At 55.6% G+C, this 20,448-nt stretch carries 18 protein-coding genes; 8 read left to right on the top strand and 10 right to left on the bottom strand.

Annotated elements, in window-relative coordinates; all coding sequences use genetic code 11:
• Positions 1-111: 111 nt before the first annotated feature.
• The 7 genes from HEQ18_RS03870 to HEQ18_RS03840 are packed head-to-tail and all read right to left on the bottom strand — an operon-like array spanning position 112 to position 7,552.
• Entirely contained in the window at positions 112-1,293 is a 1,182-nt protein-coding gene (locus HEQ18_RS03870) for a molybdopterin molybdotransferase MoeA (RefSeq protein ID WP_432815590.1), read from the bottom strand.
• Complete coding sequence (moaC, locus tag HEQ18_RS03865) at positions 1,290-1,757, bottom strand: cyclic pyranopterin monophosphate synthase MoaC (protein WP_397604550.1); 468 nt, start codon at positions 1,755-1,757, stop codon at positions 1,290-1,292. Before moaC ends, HEQ18_RS03870 begins: the two co-directional genes overlap by 4 nt.
• Positions 1,750-2,529, bottom strand: coding sequence for an indole-3-glycerol phosphate synthase TrpC (gene trpC, locus HEQ18_RS03860; RefSeq protein WP_432815953.1), 780 nt, complete (start codon positions 2,527-2,529; stop codon positions 1,750-1,752). Before trpC ends, moaC begins: the two co-directional genes overlap by 8 nt.
• Before the next feature lie 2 nt (positions 2,530-2,531).
• Positions 2,532-3,527, bottom strand: a complete 996-nt coding sequence (gene trpD / locus HEQ18_RS03855; RefSeq protein WP_432815589.1) for an anthranilate phosphoribosyltransferase — start codon at positions 3,525-3,527, stop codon at positions 2,532-2,534.
• Positions 3,524-4,108: an anthranilate synthase component II gene (locus tag HEQ18_RS03850; protein WP_397604547.1), complete on the bottom strand. Its 585-nt coding sequence runs from the start codon at positions 4,106-4,108 to the stop codon at positions 3,524-3,526. Before HEQ18_RS03850 ends, trpD begins: the two co-directional genes overlap by 4 nt.
• Positions 4,109-4,149: 41 nt before the next feature.
• Positions 4,150-5,625 carry an anthranilate synthase component I gene (gene trpE / locus HEQ18_RS03845; RefSeq protein WP_432815588.1) on the bottom strand — a complete coding sequence of 492 codons (1,476 nt, stop codon included), beginning with the start codon at positions 5,623-5,625 and terminating at the stop codon, positions 4,150-4,152.
• Entirely contained in the window at positions 5,612-7,552 is a 1,941-nt protein-coding gene (locus tag HEQ18_RS03840; RefSeq protein ID WP_432815587.1) for a peptidylprolyl isomerase, read from the bottom strand. The genes trpE and HEQ18_RS03840 overlap by 14 nt, the downstream gene beginning before the upstream one ends.
• A 153-nt stretch (positions 7,553-7,705) precedes the next feature.
• On the opposite strand from HEQ18_RS03840, the gene tpiA reads away from it, so the two are divergent.
• The 3 genes from tpiA (at position 7,706) to HEQ18_RS03825 (ending at position 10,631) form a co-directional block, all read left to right on the top strand.
• Positions 7,706-8,452 (top strand): triose-phosphate isomerase, encoded by a 747-nt coding sequence (gene tpiA / locus HEQ18_RS03835; RefSeq protein WP_432815586.1) that lies wholly within the window; start codon positions 7,706-7,708, stop codon positions 8,450-8,452.
• Between the two features lie 79 nt (positions 8,453-8,531).
• The gene (gene secG / locus HEQ18_RS03830) at positions 8,532-8,897 is read left to right on the top strand and encodes a preprotein translocase subunit SecG (RefSeq protein ID WP_397604543.1); all 366 of its coding nucleotides are present in this window, start codon (positions 8,532-8,534) and stop codon (positions 8,895-8,897) included.
• Positions 8,898-8,996: 99 nt separating this feature from the next.
• Positions 8,997-10,631, top strand: a complete 1,635-nt coding sequence (locus tag HEQ18_RS03825) for a CTP synthase (RefSeq protein WP_432815585.1) — start codon at positions 8,997-8,999, stop codon at positions 10,629-10,631.
• A gap of 58 nt (positions 10,632-10,689) precedes the next feature.
• On the opposite strand, the gene HEQ18_RS03820 is transcribed toward HEQ18_RS03825, so the two are convergent.
• The 3 genes from HEQ18_RS03820 to HEQ18_RS03810 form a co-directional block, all read right to left on the bottom strand.
• Positions 10,690-11,175: an Hsp20 family protein gene (locus HEQ18_RS03820; protein ID WP_397579836.1), complete on the bottom strand. Its 486-nt coding sequence runs from the start codon at positions 11,173-11,175 to the stop codon at positions 10,690-10,692.
• Positions 11,176-11,367: 192 nt separating this feature from the next.
• Entirely contained in the window at positions 11,368-12,345 is a 978-nt protein-coding gene (locus HEQ18_RS03815) for a hypothetical protein (RefSeq protein WP_432816030.1), read from the bottom strand.
• Positions 12,303-12,395 carry a DUF6471 domain-containing protein gene (locus tag HEQ18_RS03810; RefSeq protein WP_432815584.1) on the bottom strand — a complete coding sequence of 31 codons (93 nt, stop codon included), beginning with the start codon at positions 12,393-12,395 and terminating at the stop codon, positions 12,303-12,305. Before HEQ18_RS03810 ends, HEQ18_RS03815 begins: the two co-directional genes overlap by 43 nt.
• A 385-nt stretch (positions 12,396-12,780) precedes the next feature.
• On the opposite strand from HEQ18_RS03810, the gene HEQ18_RS03805 reads away from it, so the two are divergent.
• The 5 genes from HEQ18_RS03805 (at position 12,781) to HEQ18_RS03785 (ending at position 20,405) form a co-directional block, all read left to right on the top strand.
• Positions 12,781-14,031 (top strand): lipoprotein-releasing ABC transporter permease subunit, encoded by a 1,251-nt coding sequence (locus tag HEQ18_RS03805; protein WP_432815583.1) that lies wholly within the window; start codon positions 12,781-12,783, stop codon positions 14,029-14,031.
• Positions 14,024-14,695 (top strand): ABC transporter ATP-binding protein, encoded by a 672-nt coding sequence (locus HEQ18_RS03800; RefSeq protein WP_432815582.1) that lies wholly within the window; start codon positions 14,024-14,026, stop codon positions 14,693-14,695. Before HEQ18_RS03805 ends, HEQ18_RS03800 begins: the two co-directional genes overlap by 8 nt.
• A gap of 15 nt (positions 14,696-14,710) precedes the next feature.
• Positions 14,711-15,199, top strand: coding sequence for a glutathione peroxidase (locus HEQ18_RS03795; protein ID WP_432815581.1), 489 nt, complete (start codon positions 14,711-14,713; stop codon positions 15,197-15,199).
• 62 nt (positions 15,200-15,261) lie between these two features.
• On the top strand, positions 15,262-18,738 hold the full coding sequence (gene dnaE, locus HEQ18_RS03790) for a DNA polymerase III subunit alpha (protein ID WP_432815580.1): 3,477 nt from the start codon (positions 15,262-15,264) through the stop codon (positions 18,736-18,738).
• A gap of 68 nt (positions 18,739-18,806) precedes the next feature.
• A complete protein-coding gene (locus HEQ18_RS03785) occupies positions 18,807-20,405 on the top strand; it encodes a long-chain fatty acid--CoA ligase (protein WP_432815579.1) in 1,599 nt (532 codons plus the stop codon).
• The last annotated feature ends 43 nt before the right edge of the window (positions 20,406-20,448 follow it).

Here is a 20,448-nt window from a genome sequence, read left to right as displayed (position 1 = left end):
GTGTGTACTCAAATTCATGATACTTTGTCAATTTTTGTGAACTTGAAACTTGCACACGTATGCAGACTAAGCAAGCCTGAAGAACATTTGTGCACTGTAAGCGCGTCGTGGTCAGAACAACCGATGATATTGAACAACCGCACCAATGGGCGTGGCAGGTGAATTTACATCGCGGATAATAAGCGCGTTGCTTTGAGATAGCGGCGAAACCAACCCGCTATCCTGCGATATGAACGGGGTGATATCCCCGCCTTCGACCGTTGCGCGCAAATACTCGGCGCGGTCTCCGCCCGCTGGCAAGTCGGTCGCGGTCGCCGCCTCAAACAAAGCGGGCAGGGGCGTAGTGCACCCCGCCATGTGCCGGATAAGCGGCAAGAGGAACAGAAATGCGGTGACGAAGGCAGAGGACGGATTGCCGGGTAAGCCGAGCACGACCGCGTTGCCAACTTTGCCAGCCATAAGCGGTTTTCCCGGACGCATCGCGACTTTCCAGAAATCCATCTGCGCGCCGATATTCAACAATGCGCTTTGCACCAGATCATGGTCGCCGACCGACGCGCCGCCAGTGGTGACAATGATATCCACTTGTTTGGACAGCGCCGAAAGGCCGGTCTCAAGCGCCGTCAAATCGTCGCGCAATATCCCTGCGTCAAACACATTACAGGGAAGGCCATCGAGCATGGCTTGCAACATTGGGCTGTTGGAGCACGGGATTTGCGCTGGGCCAGCGGCGGACCCGGCGGGAACCAATTCGTCGCCCGTGGCGGCAATCGCAATGCGCGGGACGCCGCCCACAATGAGCCTGCCATGCCCCGCCATCGTCGCCACGGATATTGCCCCTGCGTCCAAATATGTGCCCTTTGGTAGCACCACGTCACCAGCGCGAAAATCGGCCCCAAGGCGGCGGATATTGGCCCCGGGCAAAGGCACGCGATCAACGGTCGTGCGCAAACTATCGCCATCGCGCACGGCATTTTCTTGAATCAGGACGCTATCGGCGTTTTCGGGCACATAAGCGCCGGTAAAAATGCGGACAGCCTCGCCACGTTGCAGGTCGCCTGCAAAAGGGTGCCCCGCCGCGCTTTCGCCGATCACGCGCCATGGGCCGGGAAAGTCTTGTACGGCGATAGCATAGCCATCCATCGCCGACAGGTCCGCCGCAGGTTGCGTGCGCATCGCCATCAGCGGCGCATGCACATAATGCCGCACGGCCTGCATAAGCTCTCGTTCAACAGGGGGCAAAGGAGAGGCCAGCGCCAGCAATCTGGCTTGCGCTTCGTCCACCGAAATCATGCGCGATAGTCGCCCGATTTGCCGCCTGTTTTGGATAATAAGCGCACGTCCGAAATGATCATTGATTTGTCGAGCGCCTTGGCCATGTCATAAAGGGTCAACAAACTGACGCTGACCGCGGTCAAGGCCTCCATCTCCACGCCCGTCGGGCCGTTTAACCGCACCCGCGCTTCGACACGAATGGCGGCGGCCTCATATTCAAATTCAACGCTGATTTTGGACAACATCAAAGGGTGACACAAAGGAATGAGGTCGCTGGTCTTCTTCGCCGCCAGTATGCCAGCGATGCGCGCCGTGCCCAACACATCGCCTTTTTTCATATTGCCAGCGCGTATCGCCGCAAGTGCTTCGGTGGACATGGATATCCGGCCCTCGGCCACGGCCTCACGCACATTGTCCGCCTTGGCCGACACATCGACCATGTGTGCGCCGCCATCGGCGTTCAAATGCGTAAGATCAGCCATGACCCGTCAAAAGCCTTTGCGTTGCGGCCTGAATATCGTCCTGCCGCATCAAGCTTTCCCCGACAAGGAATGTGTTAACACCGGCTTTCGCCATGCGCAGGCAATCGGCATGCGTCGAAATACCGCTTTCGCAGACGAGCAATACATCATCCGGCACCAATTTCGCCAGACGCTCCGTCGTGGCAAGATCGACCTCGAAGGTTTTCAAATTGCGGTTGTTCACGCCGATCAGCTTGGATTTCAGATGTTTGAGCGCACGTTGCAGTTCGGCCTCGTCATGCACCTCCACTAGCACGTCCAGATTTTCCTGCCGCGCGGCGGCCTCAATTTCTGTCATCACGACATCATCCAACGCCGCCACGATGATCAAAATCGCATCGCTCCCCATCGCGCGCGCCTCGGCGCATTGCCACGGGTCGACCATGAAATCCTTGCGGATGACAGGCAGGTCACACGTCGCGCGCGCCGCAATCAGATAATCCTCATGCCCCTGAAAATAAGGCGCATCGGTCAACACGGACAGGCACGCCGCGCCGCCCGCCTGATAGGCGCGGGCATGGGCTGCCGGATTGAAATCCGCGCGGATCAGGCCTTTGGATGGGCTGGCTTTTTTGATTTCCGCGATCAGTGCGATTCCGGTCTGGCTTTTGGCCCGCAACGCCGCTTCAAACCCGCGCGGGGCCGACGGCGTCTCCCAATGGCTCAAGCCCTGAAGCTTGCGTTCCGCCACTTCGACGCGCTTGGTCGCGCAAATTTCTGCAAGCTTGTCCACCGTCAATATGCCACCCAACAATTCAGCAACGCATTGGCAAGGCCCTTATCAATGGCCTCTGCTGCTTCTTCCGCGCCCTCTGACATATTTTCGACGACGCCAGCGACCAGCAAAGCTGCCGCCGCGTTGAACAAAACGGCGTCGCGATAGGCGCCATGTTCGCCCTGCAGCAGTTTGCGCAATGCCAGCGCATTATGCGCCGCATTACCGCCACGGATCGCCTCGACCGGATGCACCGGTAGGCCAGCGTCAGCCGCTTTGGTGCGTTGGTAACGGATACCTTCGGCGTCAACCACAGCGACCTCATTGCCGCCGGCAAGGCTCAATTCATCCAAGCCTTCGTCGCCTGAAATAATCCGCGAATGTTCGGTGCCCAAATGATGCAGCGCCTCGGCATAGACCGGCACATAGGCTGGCCTCGCGATGCCGATAAGCTGCCGCTTGACGCGCGCTGGGTTCGCCAATGGTCCCATCAGGTTGAAGATCGTGCGTTGGCCAATGCGTTGGCGGATCGGTTGAATACGCTTCATCGCGGGATGGTGGTTGGCGGCGAACAGAAAACAGATGCCCAGGTCTTTCAGCGTCGCCTCCGCATTCTGTCCTGCACGTTCCATGTTGAGGCCAAGCGCCTCCAGAGTGTCTGCTGCACCTGCCTTGGACGATGCTGCACGGTTGCCATGCTTGGCGACTGGCACGTCACAGGCGGCAACGACCAAAGATACGGCGGTGGAGACATTCAGCGTATGGTGCCCATCACCACCCGTGCCACAGACGTCTATCGCTCCGTCTGGCGCGTCTATGGGGATCAGGCGGTCGCGCATCGCTTGGGCGGCAGCCGCGATTTCCACCATCGTCTCTCCGCGCGCGGTTAGCGCAATCAAAAAGGCTTCAATCTCGTCCTCTGATACGCGGGCATCCAATATGTCGGCAAAGGCCTGCGCCGCCTCGTCATGGTCGAACAGATGCTGCGGGTCGGGCAGGGGACCGAAGGGGTTCATGCGCGTTCCTTTGGCGTCATTCCCGCAATACGCATGAAATTGGCCAACATTGCGTGGCCATGCTCCGTCGCGATGCTTTCGGGATGAAACTGCACGCCGTGAATGGGCAGCGTCGCGTGACGAAAACCCATGATATGGCCGTCATCGCTTGTTGCGTTTACAACTAAGCTTGAGGGGACATTTTCGACAATCAACGAATGATAACGCGTCGCCTGAAACGGGGAAGGCAATCCTGCGAACAAGCCGCTATTGTCATGGGTAACAGGGGAGGTTTTGCCATGCATTAACCCACCGCGCGCAACGGTTCCGCCAAAATGCTGCCCAATCGTCTGGTGGCCAAGGCACACGCCAAGCAGTGGCTTGCCTGCGTCTGCACAAGCGGTCACAAGATCAAGGCTCACGCCTGCTTCATTGGGCGTTTTCGGACCTGGGGAAATCAGGAACGCCTGCGCACCCGATGACAATGCCTGACCCGCCGAAATGTCGTCATTGCGGACAACGTCGACCTGCGCCCCAAGCTCCATCAGATAATGGACAAGGTTCCAAGTAAAGCTGTCATAATTGTCGATGACTAAGATCATGCGGCGTCCCTAGCGGCTTTGCCGCCTGGGTGGAAGAGGCACTATTGCCCAAATTTCGCGTCACCCGCCACGCGAATGGCCTCTCGCGCAGCGGCGATGAGCGCGCCAGCCTTTGCCTCACATTCACGTTGTTCATATTCGGGGTTGCTGTCGGCAACGATGCCAGCGCCAGCCTGCACATGCATGATGCCGTCTTTTACCACCGCAGTGCGCAAGACGATACAGCTATCCATGTCGCCATTGGGCGAGAAATAGCCAACTCCGCCCGCATAAGCGCCACGGGTTTCAGGCTCCAGCTCGGCAATGATTTCGCATGCCCGGACCTTGGGCGCGCCGGACACCGTGCCTGCCGGAAAGCCAGCGAACAACGCATCAATCGCATCCTTATCATCGGCAAGCTCGCCTACCACGTTCGACACGATATGCATCACATGGCTGTAAAATTCGACCATGTAGCTGTCGGTAACGGTCACGCTTCCGCTTTTGGTCACGCGGCCAACATCGTTGCGCCCCAGGTCGAGCAGCATGAGATGCTCTGCGCGCTCCTTGGGGTCGGCCAGCAAGGACGCCTTGTTTTCCGCGTCTTCAAGGCTGCTTTTACCGCGCGGCCGTGTTCCCGCTATGGGACGGATCGTCACTTCCCCGCCACGCGCACGCACCAAGATTTCGGGGCTTGACCCGATAAGCGCAAAACCCGGAAGGTCGATAAAATACAGAAACGGGGAGGGGTTTATGCGCCGCAATGCGCGATAGAGGTGGACAGGCGGCAGACCAAAGGGCGCGGTGAAACGCTGCGCCAATACGACCTGAAAAATGTCGCCTGCCTTTATGTAATCCTTGGCGGAAGTCACCATTTCGGCATAACGCCCGGCGGGTAGGACCGGTTGCAGTTTCAGCTCTTGGCCATCGCTCTGCGCCGTGGGTTCCGCTTGGGCGAGATGCCCGGCATCAAGCAGCCGTTCCGCCTCATCCAAACGCTCATGGGCGCGCGCAACGGCTTGCGCGTCCTCCATGCCCGTCCAGACAGGCGATACGAGGAACATTTCGTCCTTCAAGCGGTCGAACAAAAGAATGACCGTTGGCCGCACGAACAGCATGTCCGGCAATTCCAACGCCGATTGCGGCGCGCGCGGAAGCTTCTCGACAAGACCGATGGTCTCATAGCCGAAATAGCCCACGAGACAGGCAAGGGCAGGTGGCAATTCTTCAGGGACATCCATGCGACATGCGGCGGCCAAGGCGCGCAAGGCATCAAGCGACGGGAGCAAGGAAGGCACAAACGCTTCGCTATCGGTCATCCATTGGGTGTTGATTTCTGCCTTGTTTCCGGCGGCGCGGAACACAAGGTCAGGCGCTATGCCAATAAGGCTATGGCGACCCCGCGTTTCGCCGCCCTCGACCGATTCCAAAATGAAATCGCCGCGCTCTGCCTCAAATAATTTTAGCGCAGCCGACACCGGTGTTTCGGTGTCAGCAATGCGCTTTCTCCAGATGAGCTGCGGCTTAGTTTCCGTCACGGTTTGTCAGGCGGGTACGGAGCTCTTCGATTCCGCCTTCATTCTTTTCAACGCCGGCGGTTTTGGCGGCCGATACGATCATCTGCGCTGCATATTCTTGTTGCAATATGCCCGTTAGCTCTTGCTTGCGTGCCATAAGCATCGGCACATTACCGCGCGCATCGCCCTTTATAATGTCATTAAGGTGAACAACATACCAACCGCGATCCCCACCTGCCGCAAGAATTTTTGCCGTGCCCTTTTTCATTGCGAACATCATCGACAATGGCGGGGGAACAGGTTGACCTTCGCGTGAGATGTCCGCGCGGGTGCCGCTGAGCCGTTCAACTTGTGCACCCTTGATACCTGCGGCGGCAAGCGCCGTTTGAAGCGACTGACCAGCGTCTGCGGTCTTGCGCAAAGCATCCGCAGCAGCACGTGCGCCCTTTGCGCCTTCCGACAAAGCCCATTGCTGCTGAACTATGCTGCGGACGCCATTCAATGGCGGCGGCGCAGCCTCTTCAAAATCAGAAACGGCGATCATGGCGAATTTCTCGCCAGGGACCAACTCAATCAATTGCGCTTCGCCGTTGGTTTCCATCTGGAATGCCGCTGGCAACATCGCCGCCATTTCCGGGATTGGCTTATAGGCAGGATTGCTAATGTCCTGTCCGGTCGCAAGCAACTTCGGCGAGGTGTTGACGGTTAAGCCATTTTGCTTTGCCACATCGGAAATCGTTGCGCCGTCTGCAAACGCGTCTTCGATCTCTGCTGTCATTTCGGTCAGCATTTCTTCGCTGCGCGTTTTGAGCAATTCCTTCTCGATGTCGGCGCGCGCGGCCGCCAGCGACTTTGCCGCAACATTGTTAATGGCATCGACACGGATCACAGTCCAACCCAGCTTACCCCGCGCAGGCGTTGTAACGCTTCCCTGTGCAGCGGCGAACACCGCGTTGGCCACTGCCGCCGTTGTGGAACTTGTCAGCCTGTCTTTGGTAACACTTGCCGTTGTCGTTACCGATAGTCCCAGTTCATTGGCAACCGCCGACAGTGATTTACCTGCAGCAACCTGCGCCACTACGGATTTTGCAGCCGCTTCGGTTGGGACGATGACTTGGCTGATGTTGCGCGTTTGTGATGCCGCAAACTGTGCCGCATTGGCCTTGTAATAAGCGGCAATGTCCGCTTCGCTCGGCTTGGCGCGTTGCGCAATGATGTCGCGGCCAAAGATAGCATAGCTAACCGCCCGCTTTTCGGGGATGGTAAACCTTGCAGCATTGTCGTTGTAGAACTTCGCCAGCACAGCTTCGCTTGGCGGGCGTGTTGGCAAAAATGCCGTGGCCGGAATCGACGCAATCTGTCCGGTACGTTGTTCCAGCATCAACGACGCATAAGGCAAAGCCATGCCGTCCGGTGCGGCTGGCCCGCTGGCGGCTGCGGGCAAAATCTGCTGTGCGAACAAATTTTGGGTCAAATCGTCGCGGATTGCTTTTTCACTGACGCCAATTTGTTGTGCAAAGGCGCGAAACGCGTCGGCGCTGAACTTTCCATCCAATCCCATAGCACCGGGTATCTTGCGTATTTCCGAATCTACGAGACGTTTGCTAACCGCCACACCATATTTTTCACCAAAAACCGTGATTGCATAGCGATTGATCAATTGTGCAAGCGTGGAATCGAGCCCGCCGCCATCGACAAATTGGGTCATATCAAGCGTTGGATTGTTCTGGCGCTCCGCCCTCAACTGGTTTTCCAATGAGTCATTGAGCTCACTTAAGGTGATGTTCTTGTTGCCAACGCGGGCGACGTTACCACCGCTTAATGCACCAAAATTGCCTGAACCGCTCACATCGCCAAGTGCAAAGGCAATGGCGATTAATCCAATGAAAGCGAGCGCGAAAATCGCGCCGAATTTTGAATTAATGAGCGAACGGATGGAGCTAATCATGAACTGCGATTTCCTGCATATGCGGCGCTAAGTGCCCTTTGCGTGACGCTTTAGGCGGCAAGCCGCTGGCAATCAAGGGATAGACTTGCCCAAATGGCGGAAAGCATGGATAGCCCAGAAAGATTCGTAGCCCATAAAAGTTTGAGGTGTCAGATGCGTAAGTTTATCGTCGGGAATTGGAAAATGAACGGCACGTCCACTGATCTAGCCGAAATGGCAGAAATTTCTGCCGTGGCGCGGCTTCATAACTCTGTGGATTCGGCTTTGTGTATTCCAGCCACGCTTATCGAACGTGCCGTCGCGGCCGTTGGCGCGTTTCCAATTGGCGGCCAAGATTGCCACATGCAAAATTCAGGGGCGCATACAGGCTGCGTTTCTGCCGAGATGTTATCGGATGCAGGCGCCGTGCTGACCATCATCGGCCATAGCGAACGTCGCGCAGCGCAGCATGAACAGGACAGTGATATCCGCGCCAAGGCGCAAGCGGCGAAGGCCGCTGGTTTGAAAGCCATATTGTGCGTCGGCGAAACGCTTGATGAACGCGAAGCTGGCATGGCGTTGGAAATTGTCCTTGGTCAAGTGGCGCATTCCCTACCTGACAATGCCGCAGGCGCTTGGCTTAGCGTTGCGTACGAACCTGTATGGGCCATTGGAACGGGTCGCGTTGCCGAACCAGCCGATGTTGCGGACATGCATGCCGCCATTCGCGCTGCTTTGGTGGGACGTTTTGGCGCGGAAGGCCAAAAGATCCGTATTTTATACGGTGGTTCCATGAACGGCGATAATGCCGCGGTACTTTTGGCGGTGCCAAATGTCGACGGTGGGTTGATTGGCGGGGCGAGCCTGACTGCCGCCAAATTCCAACCGATATTGGCCGCAGCCCAAGGCAGCGGCGAATAGCATTGAAGAATATTGATGCGCTCGCTATGTGGGCGGCATAATCATTGGCACATCGCCTTTCATATTCGGAATTTCTCTCATGGGTCTTTTTCATTTTCTTATCGTTGTTCAGGGCATTATCGCGGCATCGCTCGTCGGCATCATTTTGATGCAGCGTTCCGAGGGCGGCGGCTTGGGCATGGGGGGAAGCCCATCTGGCCTGATGTCAGCCCGGGGTGCCGCCGACTTTTTGACGCGCACAACCACGATATTGGCAACCCTGTTCATCCTGCTCTCGATATCGCTGGCCTTTGTAGCTGCGAAAAAGGGCAATAGCGGCGAAATCGACACTAGCTTGCAACGGACAGAGGTGCCTGCAGCGCCAACCGCGCCAGTTACGAATGCGCCGGCTTCTGCGACGCCTACGGTCCCTGCGCCTGCGACCGAAGTTCCGCTCGACAAATAATCGCTCCGGTCGAAAATACCGTTTTGCACAGGTTAATTTTCACCTGCCGGATTCGCGCGCTTGTGTTTTAGTGCAAACGTAGCTTAAGCCTTCTCCCCCATGACACGGTTCATTTTTATCACCGGTGGCGTGGTCTCCTCGCTTGGCAAAGGTCTTATGGCGGCATCGCTTGCCGCCCTGTTGCAAGCGCGCGGCTATCGCGTTCGCATCCGGAAGTTCGACCCTTATTTGAATGTCGATCCAGGCACGATGTCGCCATATCAACATGGCGAAGTCTATGTGACCGATGACGGGGCGGAGACCGATCTCGACCTTGGTCATTATGAACGCTTCACCGGCGTTTCGGCGCGTCAGTCGGACAATATTACGTCTGGCCGGATTTATCAGAATATTATCCAAAAAGAACGCCGTGGTGATTATCTGGGCGCAACGGTGCAGGTCATCCCGCACGTTACCGACGCCATTAAAGAATTCGCCAAGGCCGAAACACAGGATTTAGATTTCGTTCTGTGCGAAATTGGCGGCACCGTTGGCGATATCGAATCTCTGCCGTTTATTGAGGCCATTCGCCAGTTGCGCAACGAACTGGGCCGCGAACGGACCTTGTCCGTGCATGTGACCCTGGTGCCGTATATTGCCGCAGCAGGCGAGCTGAAAACAAAGCCGACACAGCATAGCGTACGTGAATTAACATCCTTGGGTATTCAACCCGATGTGTTGCTATGCCGCTGCGAGCATCCGCTGCCGGAGGCAGAGCGCGCCAAGATTGCTGCATTTTGTAACGTCCGCAAGGAGGCGGTGATCCCTGCTTTGGACGCAAAGAGCATTTATGCTGTGCCCCTGCAATATCATATCGAAGGACTTGATAATGAAGTGCTTCGGGCATTTGGCCTTGAATCAGAAGGCGAGCCTGACCTTAGCCGCTGGGACGATATCATCGACCGGCAATCCAACCCCGAAGGCGAAGTGACCATAGGCGTTGTCGGCAAATATGTCGGCCTTGCCGACGCGTATAAATCACTGAACGAGGCTTTAACGCATGGCGGCTTGTCCAACCGCGTGAAGGTCCATATCAAATGGATTGATGCCGAATTGTTCGAGCAATCCGAAGATGACATCGCCACCGCGCTTGAGCCTATGAACGCCATTTTGGTTCCTGGAGGATTTGGTGAACGCGGCTCCGAAGGTAAGATTGCGGCGGTCAAATTCGCGCGTGAACGTCAGGTGCCCTTTTTCGGCATCTGCCTTGGCATGCAAATGGCATGTATCGAAGGCGCGCGAAACACCGCAGGCCTTTTGGGTGCATCAAGTACGGAATTTGGTCCTACAAAAGAACCCATCGTTGGCATCATCACCGAATGGATGAGCCAAGAGGGTATTCAAAAGCGCGAAACGGGCGGCGATATGGGCGGCACCATGCGTTTGGGCGCTTATGATGCCGTGCTGGATGGCAACAGCCATGTTGCGTCGATTTATGGCACGCTGCAGATATCCGAGCGGCATCGTCACCGTTATGAGGTGAACGTCCATTATAAGGATGCTCTGGAGCAGGGCGGGCTGGTGTTCAGCGGCATGTCCCCCGATGGCGAATTACCCGAGATTGTCGAACGTCCGGACCATCCATGGTTTATCGGCGTGCAATTCCATCCAGAATTGAAATCACGCCCATTTGCGCCGCATCCCTTGTTCGCCAGCTTTGTGAAGGCTGCGGTGAAACAGAGCCGATTGGTATAAGAGGTAAAAGGGAAATATGAGGCGGGCCGTTTCTACGTCCCGCCTCAATGTCTAACGCTTAAGCGGCGCGCGGCCCTTTTTTCTTGGGCGCGTCATCATGTTCAATGACCGTTGCCGTTGTTTTCGCGCCAATCGCAATTTTGCGCGGCTTCAACGCTTCGGGCACTTCACGGACAAGGGTGATAATCAAAAGACCGTCGGCCATGTCTGCATCTGTTACATGAATGTGATCGGCCAGTTGAAACCGGCGTTCAAAGTTCCGGTTGGCGATTCCCATATGCAGGAAATCGCGATTATCGTTGCTTTCGGACTGCTTGCTGCCGGTCACAATCAACAAATTTTGCTGCGCAACGATATCGACCTCATCGACCTTGAACCCGGCGACGGCGACAGTGACCTTATAGTCATTTTCGCCCGTGCGCTCGATATTGAACGGTGGGTAATTTTCATTTTGCGCGGCACGGCCCGTGGTTTCGAGCAGTTCAAAAAGGCGGTCAAAGCCAACAGTATTCCGGCGATAAGGTGTAAAATCAAAACGCGTCATTACAAATTCTCCTTCAAGCAATTTGGTTCGTCGCCAACCCCACAAATGCAGCGGCCAGCATGTTCGTTTTGGAGCCATTTGGCCTCCACTGTGGAAGATGGGTTGTGCCCAAAAAATTGCAAGGCCAAAATGCGGCATTATGTAGGAGTTACAGGAAAGGCAGAGATGGCGCGCGATTAGCGCGTTTCGGGGCTAATCAGCGTAACCACCCCTCTCCCACACCTTAATCATGGCATTAGTCTCGGTATGGTCGTATCCGTATTCTCCAATTGCGTCCAAGCCCGTCTCGTTCGGCAAGCCGAACGATTTAACAAGGAAAACGCGGACAGTGCTTGCCTCTTTGTGGCCCAGAAAATACCTGAGCCCAACTACAAGCCATGCGACATCCTTAATCTCGTCCATGCGAGAGGTTACGGAGATAACTTCTTCTGAATAAAGCGATTCGCTGGCATTCGGGAAAATGGTAAGGCCGTCTCGTTCAAGCAAATCGTTGGAGGCGTTAACACGGGCAGCCGCTTCTTTTATGGCTCGGCTTGTATCCTTTCGAGAGCCGCCAAACTTGAAAGGAGTGTTCCCAATTACGTCATCCAAGAAAAAGCCATCCACAGCGCAGCGAACATGGTTGGCTGGGGTCGAGCCTACATTCTCAATGATCACTTCAACTCGAAGAGCGAAGCCGATAGCGACTTTCGAGATACCGTGCAGCCTGATGCTGGCGTCCAACCATGGGCGCTGCGAAGCTCTCGATATTTCATTAGCTTTACGAGTTTCACGGAAGGTGGTCCAGACCAGCGCGACACCGACCAAGCTTAACCCCATGCCGATGAGCGCTGCAATCCCCATTATTTTTGCCCAGAGCGCAGAACTGCGTTGGGCAACGAGATCCGCATAGTTTCGGCGGCTATCGTTGTCTTGCTTTGCTTCTTCTGATGGTGTGCATGGTTTTCTATTCGCTTGCCCGACCGAGGAGCCTTGCATTGACGGTTGGGCTATTTGGTAACATCCGTTTTCGGATTGATCGAAATAGCCTTGTCTGGCCTCTTGTTCATACATTTGCTCATGCCGTAGCCCGTAATTCCAGCCCCATCCAATCGCCACGGCGGCAATAATGAACGCAACAAAGATTCCTATTTTTGTCGCAAGTCCCCGGAACCAATCGCTTCTAGCCATTGCAATAAAAACACCGCATTAAATTTACCATAGGGTATCTTGTTACGCACATTTGCTTAAGAGTCCATAACTCTGATTTCATATAGCTTTTTAATTAGGTGAACATATGACACGGCGTGGCGCTTTTGTTTCACAACAAAAAAAGGCCGCCCGGATATCCGAACGGCCTCGCTCTGCGGCTTTGCCTGCGCGTGGTTTCATTCCTCTACCGATCCCCACCGGCGGGTCTGACTTTTTCCCCCTGAACCATCGGCCATTTTAGGCTCTCGACGAATTCTATTACTGCATCTGCCTTTGCGATGGGCTTTGCAAACGGAACCAGACTCTGCCTAACGCTTTTTTTCAATGCTGTTGCGCCGTTGCAACAATACTTGCCAGTCGTCATGGCGGAACCTAAGAACAGCCTATGCCGAAATTATGGATGAGTGAACGCACATGATATTGTCGCGATATGAACGCATGGTCGCACGCCGGTATCTGCTTCCGGGTAAGGGCGAGGGCTTTATCTTCTTAGTCGCCAGCATCAGCCTGGTCGCGGTTGCATTGGGTGTCGCGGCGTTGATCATTGTGATGAGCGTGATGAACGGCTTTCGCGCCGAATTATTTGATAAAATCGTTGGCCTCAATGGGCATGCCGTGATTCAGGGCTATGGCGGCCGTCTGCAAGATTGGCGGCAAATCCTCACCGACGTGAAGCAGACGGACGGCGTCACCGATGCAACGGCGTTGATCGAACAGCCATTGCTCACGACCTTCAATGGACGGGTGGAGGCCATATTGGCGCGTGGCATGTCGGTCAATGATATCCTGAAAAACGACACGTTGAAGGGCAAAACTGTCGCCGGCGATCTGCGCAGGTTAAGCCCCAATGAAGACAAGGTTGCGATCGGATCGCGGCTTGCCCAAAATTTGGGGGTGCAGGTCGGGCAGAACGTCACGATTATCAACCCAGCCGGTCGCACCACGCCATTTGGCACCGTGCCGCGTGAGATATCCTATGAGGTCGCGGCAATCTTTGAGGTGGGCGTATTTGACTATGACAAGGCGTTTGTCATCATGCCCATCGAACGCGCCCAAGTCCTGATGCTCATGGGCGATGAAATCGGCATGATCGAGGTCAAGACCGAAAACCCGGACAAGGTGAACGAGATTCTCATGCCCTTATTGCCCAAGCTTGAGAATAAGGGCCAGATTGTCGACTGGAAAAGCATGAACGCGTCCTTGTTTGAGGCCTTAGCGGTTGAACGTGTCGCGATGTTTGTCGTGCTGTCGATTATCGTGCTTGTCGCCGTGTTCAACATATTGTCGTCATTGATCATGCTCGTGCGCGCCAAAACGCGTGACATTGCGATATTGCGCACCATGGGTGCCTCGCGCCAATCGCTGCTGAAGATATTTATGACGGTCGGTTTGCTGATTGGTGCATCCGGAATTGTGTTGGGGATGATATTGGGCGCGATATTCCTGTATTTCCGGCAATCGGTCGTGAACTTCATTCAATTTGTCACCGGTCAGAATTTATGGGACCCATCAATCCGCTTCCTGACCGAGCTGCCGTCGCGCACAGACCCGTTTGAAGTGCTGGCGATCTGCGGACTTGCTTTGCTGTTCAGCTTCCTTGCAACCTTGTACCCGGCGCTAAAGGCGGCAAGTACGGACCCAGTTCAGGTGCTGCGTTATGAATAATATCTTGGAACTTATCGATGTGCGCCGCAAATTTGTGCAAGGCGATGTCACCATAGAAGTCTTACGTGGCGTCGACCTTGTCGTTGGGAAAGGGGAGCTTGTGGCGTTGCTTGGCCCATCGGGATCAGGCAAATCGACCATGCTTCAGGCTGTGGGCTTATTGGAAGGTGGCTTTTCAGGGTCGATCAAATTGGATGGCGAAGAGGTTAGCGCGGCGAGTGTTGACCGCCAAACGGAGATACGCCGACAAAAATTGGGCTTTGTCTATCAGTTTCACCATTTACTCCCGGACTTCGACGCGTTGGAAAATGTGATTTTGCCGCAGTTGATTGCGGATGCGGCGCCCGATGTGGCGCATGATCGCGCGACCTATTTGTTGACGCAGTTGGGGCTGGCCGAGCGCCTGCACCATCGCCCGTCAAAGCTGTCGGGTGGCGAGCAACAGCGGGTCGCAGTCGCGCGGGCATTAGCGAACCGGCCAAAGCTGGTGCTGGCCGATGAACCCACCGGCAATTTGGATGAGCACACGGCCAATATCGTGCTTGGCGAATTTATGGCGCTGGTGCGTGAAGAGGGGGCGTCAGCGATCGTTGCCACACATAATGAACGATTGGCGGCCAAGATGGACCGCATCGTGCGTCTGCATGACGGTAAATTGGGCTAAAATAGGGGGAGGCTTATGTCAGTCTATGATTTTACAGTAAAAATGCCCGGTGGCGGCATCGAGGCCATGGCAGCGCATAAGGGCAAGGTGTTGCTGGTGGTGAACACGGCGTCCAAATGCGGCTTCACGCCCCAGTATAAGGGCCTGGAGGCGCTCTATCGCCAATATAAGGGCCAAGGTCTCGAAATATTGGCTTTCCCCTGTAACCAGTTCGGCGCGCAGGAGCCTGGCGACGCACAAGAAATCCAGAATTTCTGTTCGCTCACATATGATGTGTCCTTTCCATTGACGGCGAAAATTGATGTCAACGGAACCGATGAAGACCCGTTGTGGCATTATCTGAAGCAGCAGCAAGCTGGCCTGATGGGTTCACGCGGTATCAAATGGAACTTCACCAAATTCCTTGTCGACCGCAAGGGGAATGTCGTCGCCCGCCATGGTCCTCAAGTCAAACCAGAGGCGTTGGCAAAGGACATTGAAAAATTGCTCGCCGAAGCAACCTGATTGTCCACAGCTTAGCCCAAAACAGACTTTGTCGAATCAGGCGCGTGTTCTAACGATGGGGCATGGCTTATGTACCCTTCGTCCCCTTGCGCGTGTATTCCGCATACACCATATTGGAAGGCGCGATTGAGCCCAAGGCGATTGGCGAAACTGCGAAGAAGCTTGGTTTTCCAGCGATTGCGATTTGTGATCGCAATGGCCTTTATGGCGTTATGCCATTTCAGGACGGCGCGAAATCTTGCGGTGTGCAACCGATCATTGGCGCGCTGCTTGCAATCAGGCGGCCGACGTCCGACGGAAAGTTCATCCGCGACTGGTTGCCATTATTTGCCCAAGATGAAAGCGGTTATATCAATCTATGCCGATTGGTTTCCATGGCGCATCTTGATCGCCCCGAAGACCTTGACGCACATGTCACGCTGGAACAGCTTGCCGGTCATAAGGACGGCCTGATCGCCCTTACGGGTGGTGCAGAGGGCGCTTTGGCCCGATTATTAAGTGAAGGGCAGCATGACGCGGCATCCAGCTACCTGACGCGTCTTCAGGCGCTGTTTTCCGACCGTTTGTATATCGAACTCAGCAGGCGCCACGACGCCGTTGAAGAAGCGGCGGAAGACGCGCTAATTGACCTTGCTTATACGCGCGATATTCCTTTGGTTGCCACCAATCCCGCCTTTTTTGCGGAACCCGATTTCTTCGACGCACATGACGCCATGCTGTGCATCTCGGACGGCGCCTATATCGAAAGCGAGGACCGCCGCAGGAGCAGCCGCGACACGTGGATTAAAACGGGCAAGCAAATGCGCGAATTGTTTGCTGATGTGCCCGAGGCGCTGGCTAATACGCTCGTGATTGCGCAGCGATGCGCCGCCCTTGCGCCCTATCGCAGCCCGATACTGCCAAGCCTTGCCGGTGACCGGACCGCCGAAGACGCGCAATTGCGCGAAGACGGGCGGCTTGGGCTTGAAAAGCGGCTTGAGATTGCGGGAATAACTGACGCTGCGGAGCGGCAAGTTTATTTTGACCGGTTGAAGTTTGAAGCCGATGTTATCTGCGTCATGGGTTTTCCGGGCTACTTCCTGATCGTTGCCGATTTCATCAAATGGGCAAAGGAGCAGGATATTGCCGTTGGCCCGGGCCGTGGATCGGGGGCAGGTTCGCTGGTCGCTTGGGCGCTAACAATTACCGATCTTGACCCCATCAAGCTCGGCCTGCTGTTCGAACGTTTCCTTAACCCCGACCGTGTGTCGATGCCTGACTTCGATATCGACTTTTGCGAAACGCGCCGTGGCGAAGTCATTCGTTATGTCCAGAAAAAATACGGCGCGGGTCAGGTTGCGCAAATCATCACTTTTGGAAAACTGAAGGCGCGGGCGGTGCTGCGCGACACCGGGCGCGTGCTGCAGATGAGCTATGGCCAAGTTGATCGGCTGTGTAAGCAAGTGCCAAATCTGCCCGCTGACCCATGGGATTTGAAACGCGCTTTGTCCGGCGTGGCGGAGTTGCGGGAAGAATATCGGCGAGATGCGCAGGTGAAACGGTTGTTCGACCTTGCGATGAAACTGGAGGGCCTTCCACGCCACAGTTCGACACATGCCGCCGGCGTGGTGATTGGCGACCGCGAATTATCGGAATTGGCGCCGTTATACCGTGACCCGCGTTCGGACATGCCCGTCACGCAATTTGACATGAAATATGTCGAGAGTGCTGGCCTCGTTAAGTTCGACTTTTTGGGATTGAAAACGCTGTCCGTCCTGCAAAAGGGCAGCCAGATGCTCGCCAAGCGGGGGGTGGAGATCAATCTCGACCTATTGCCGCATGATGACCCCGCAGTATATGAATTGCTGCAACGGGGTGACACTGTAGGCGTTTTCCAGTTGGAATCCGAAGGCATGCGCCGCACGCTTGCGGCGGTGAAACCAACCAATTTTGGTGACATCATCGCGCTCGTGTCCCTCTATCGTCCGGGTCCAATGGACAATATTCCCATGTTTGGCCGCCGCAAAAATGGTGAAGAAAGCATTGAATATCCGCACCCCTTGCTTGAGTCCGTGTTGAACGAGACCTACGGAATATTTGTTTACCAAGAACAAGTTATGCAAGCCGCGCAAATTTTGGCCGGCTACAGCCTTGGGGAAGCAGATTTGCTTCGTCGTGCAATGGGTAAGAAGATTCAGGCCGAAATGGATGCCCAGCGGGAACGCTTCGTCACGGGCTGCGCAACGCATGCGATTCCTCCCAACCGGGCGAACGAGCTTTTCGACTTGATCGACAAATTTGCGGGCTATGGTTTCAACAAAAGCCATGCCGCCGCTTATGCTGTGTTGGCCTATCAAACTGCATGGCTAAAAACGCATCACTCCGAAGAATTTTTCGCCGCATCCATGTGTTTTGACATGCATCAAACCGACAAGCTTGCGACCTTCATAGACGATATGCGCAGGCTGGACGTCACTTGTTTGCAGCCGGACATCAACCGGAGCGAGGCCGAATTTACCGTTGAGACCAATGCGCATGGGGAGCATGCCGTGCGTTATGCGTTGGGCGGCATCAAAAATGTCGGCGAACGGGCGATGGAGATATTGGTCACAGAACGCGCGACGGCGGGATTGTTCAAAAGCCTTGATGACTTTGCCAACCGGGTCGATCCAAGTCAGATCAACCGCCGAAGCCTTGAAAATCTCGCTGCTGCGGGTGCTTTTGATAATTTGGAACCAAACCGTGGCGCGGTCCATGCCGCAGCAGAAACACTTTTGGCGGCAGCGCAATCTGCGCGCGATTCACGCGAAAGCGGGCAGGGCGGCCTGTTTGGTGAGGGCGGGTCCGACATGGCGGCGCTACGGATTGACAGCAGCCTGCAATGGGCACCCGGCGAACAAATGAACCAGGAAAAAGACGCGTTTGGGTTTTATTTCTCGGCACATCCTTGTTCGCAATATGAGGCGCTGGCCATTAGCCACGGCGCAAAACCTTATGCGGTCTGGCTCGACAGCGGGCCAATAGCCGAAGGTGTCCGCCGCCCCGCCACCATGTCGGCATTGATCGAAGGCATCCGCTGGCGCGAGTCACGCAAGGGGAAGCGTTTCATGATTGCGGATTTTTCGGACAATAGCGGCCAGTTTTCGGTACGATGTTTTGACGAGGCGGTCGGCACACAACTTGCCGAGTGGGCAAAAGACGCGGAGTGCCTTTTGCTCGATTGCGAAATGGACATGCGGCCCGGCGACGAAACACCAAGCTTTACGGTAAAAAGCGCCAAAGCCCTCAGCGGCTTGACGAGCGTGTCGCGGCTGAAAATGCAGTTGGATGTAACGCATGAAGCAGCCATGGCGCAGCTCGCGCAAATCGTTGCGCCATTGGGCGGTGGCCGAAGCGAGTTGGTCATCAAAACCCGGGCTGCCGACGGACGATGGGTGCATATCGTGCTTGGTCGCCGCTTCCAGATTGATGCATCTTTGCTTGCTCAAGTGCGTATAATTGACGGTATCGAAAATGTAGAGCTTGCGCCGCTGGGTCCTGTTTTGGCATTGGTGCGCTGAACTGCGAAAACCGTAGACAGAAATTGCGTCTGCGGTATCCTGCGGCCTGGTATGAGGGAGAGATTTTGATGCACGGCACCATGCAAGATTGGGATCTTCGCGTTCCGCGTTTGATCGACTACGCAGCCCGCGAACATGGCACGCGCGAAATCGTGACGCGTTGGACTGATGGCAATATTGAACGCACAAACTGGTCTGGCGTCGCAACCGAAGCGCGCAAATTGTCACAAGCCTTTGCGGGTTTGGGCCTGCAAAAGGGCGACCGGATTGCCACTTTTGCCATGAACCATCATCGGCATTTGGCGGCTTGGTATGGCGCGATTGGTTTTGGTGGAGTGATCCACACCGTCAATGTGCGGCTGTTCGACGAAGACCTAATCTACATCATGAACCATGCCGAAGATAAGGTGTTGATGTATGACGCAATGTTCCAGCCCATTATCGATCGGTTGAAGCCGCATCTGAAGACCGTTGAACATTATGTCGTGTTTGACCGCGACGACAGCTACGGTGCGTTCATCGCCGCGCAAAATGGCAATTATGAATGGGCAACGGGCGACGAACGTGAGCCGTGTATGTTGTGTTACACCAGCGGCACAACGGGCAATCCAAAGGGTGTTTTGTATCAACACCGCTCGACCATGTTGCACGCGATGGCTGAAATCGCGCCATCCATTTTTGACCTTAGCCCGCAGTCGGCATTGCTGCCGATCGTGCCGATGTTCCATGCGGCAAGCTGGGGCCTCCCCTTTGCAGGTGCCGCTGCGGGGGTGAAGTTCGTGTTTTCGACCACCAATGACGCCGCAACCTTGCATGGCTTAATGCTGCAAGAAGGCATTACCCATAGCGCAGGTGTGCCCACAGTGTGGCTTTCAATGTTCGCGCATTTGGATGCAGAGGCCGCTGCCGGGCGTGATGCGACACTTGGCAAACTGCGCTTGGTCACGATTGGCGGGTCGGCTGCGCCGCGTGGCATGATTGAGCGTCTGATGACGTCGGGCGTGCGTGTATCGCACGCATGGGGCATGACCGAGACATCGCCCATTGGCACGATGGGGGCGCCAACACCCAATTGGGATGAACTGACGCTCGAACAGCAGATCGACGTGGTTTGCAAACAAGGCCGCACGCCATTTGGTGTTGAGCTGCGCGTGATCGACAAGGACGGCAATGTCGCCCCGCGCGATGGTGTGACGTCTGGCGCGCTCCAGATTCGCGGGCCATGGGTCATTAAACGCTATTTCAAGGCCGAGGCGGACGCGGTTGACGCGGATCAGTGGTTTGATACCGGAGATGTCTCGGTGCTGCACCCGGACGGCACGATGCAGATCACGGACCGCGTGAAGGATGTCATCAAATCGGGCGGCGAGTGGATTAGTTCAGTTGAGCTTGAGAATATCGCGGTTGGTTGCCCCGGCATTGCCGAAGCAGGCGCAATTGGTATCCCGCATCCCAAATGGGATGAACGGCCCGTTCTAATCGCTGTCAAAAAACCGGGGGCTGACGTCGATGAAGCGACGGTGAAGGCCTATCTGGCGGAACGCATCGTCAAATGGTGGATGCCTGACCGTGTGCTGTTTGTTGACGAACTTCCGCACACCGGCACTGGCAAAATTCAAAAAGTGGCGCTTCGTGCTCAGTTTAAGGATTTTGTGCTGGAAGATTGAGCCCGGCCGCGGCGACCTTGGGCTAAAATAGGCTTGGCGGGCC

This window comes from Sphingorhabdus sp. (assembly GCF_050921905.1).
Classification (GTDB): domain Bacteria; phylum Pseudomonadota; class Alphaproteobacteria; order Sphingomonadales; family Sphingomonadaceae; genus Sphingorhabdus_B.
This window is presented reverse-complemented; position numbering and strand designations above follow the sequence as displayed.

Coding starts and splice junctions, on each gene's coding strand:
- HEQ18_RS03800 (WP_432815582.1), top strand. CDS start 14,024: ATGAATAATATCTTGGAACTTATCGATGTGCGCCGCAAATTTGTGCAA.
- HEQ18_RS03825 (WP_432815585.1), top strand. CDS start 8,997: ATGACACGGTTCATTTTTATCACCGGTGGCGTGGTCTCCTCGCTTGGC.
- HEQ18_RS03820 (WP_397579836.1), bottom strand. CDS start 11,175: ATGACGCGTTTTGATTTTACACCTTATCGCCGGAATACTGTTGGCTTT.
- HEQ18_RS03805 (WP_432815583.1), top strand. CDS start 12,781: ATGATATTGTCGCGATATGAACGCATGGTCGCACGCCGGTATCTGCTT.
- tpiA (WP_432815586.1), top strand. CDS start 7,706: ATGCGTAAGTTTATCGTCGGGAATTGGAAAATGAACGGCACGTCCACT.
- secG (WP_397604543.1), top strand. CDS start 8,532: ATGGGTCTTTTTCATTTTCTTATCGTTGTTCAGGGCATTATCGCGGCA.
- HEQ18_RS03840 (WP_432815587.1), bottom strand. CDS start 7,552: ATGATTAGCTCCATCCGTTCGCTCATTAATTCAAAATTCGGCGCGATT.
- moaC (WP_397604550.1), bottom strand. CDS start 1,757: ATGGCTGATCTTACGCATTTGAACGCCGATGGCGGCGCACACATGGTC.
- dnaE (WP_432815580.1), top strand. CDS start 15,262: ATGGCTTATGTACCCTTCGTCCCCTTGCGCGTGTATTCCGCATACACC.
- HEQ18_RS03785 (WP_432815579.1), top strand. CDS start 18,807: ATGCACGGCACCATGCAAGATTGGGATCTTCGCGTTCCGCGTTTGATC.
- HEQ18_RS03870 (WP_432815590.1), bottom strand. CDS start 1,293: ATGATTTCGGTGGACGAAGCGCAAGCCAGATTGCTGGCGCTGGCCTCT.
- HEQ18_RS03850 (WP_397604547.1), bottom strand. CDS start 4,108: ATGATCTTAGTCATCGACAATTATGACAGCTTTACTTGGAACCTTGTC.
- HEQ18_RS03815 (WP_432816030.1), bottom strand. CDS start 12,345: ATGGCTAGAAGCGATTGGTTCCGGGGACTTGCGACAAAAATAGGAATC.
- trpD (WP_432815589.1), bottom strand. CDS start 3,527: ATGAACCCCTTCGGTCCCCTGCCCGACCCGCAGCATCTGTTCGACCAT.
- HEQ18_RS03795 (WP_432815581.1), top strand. CDS start 14,711: ATGTCAGTCTATGATTTTACAGTAAAAATGCCCGGTGGCGGCATCGAG.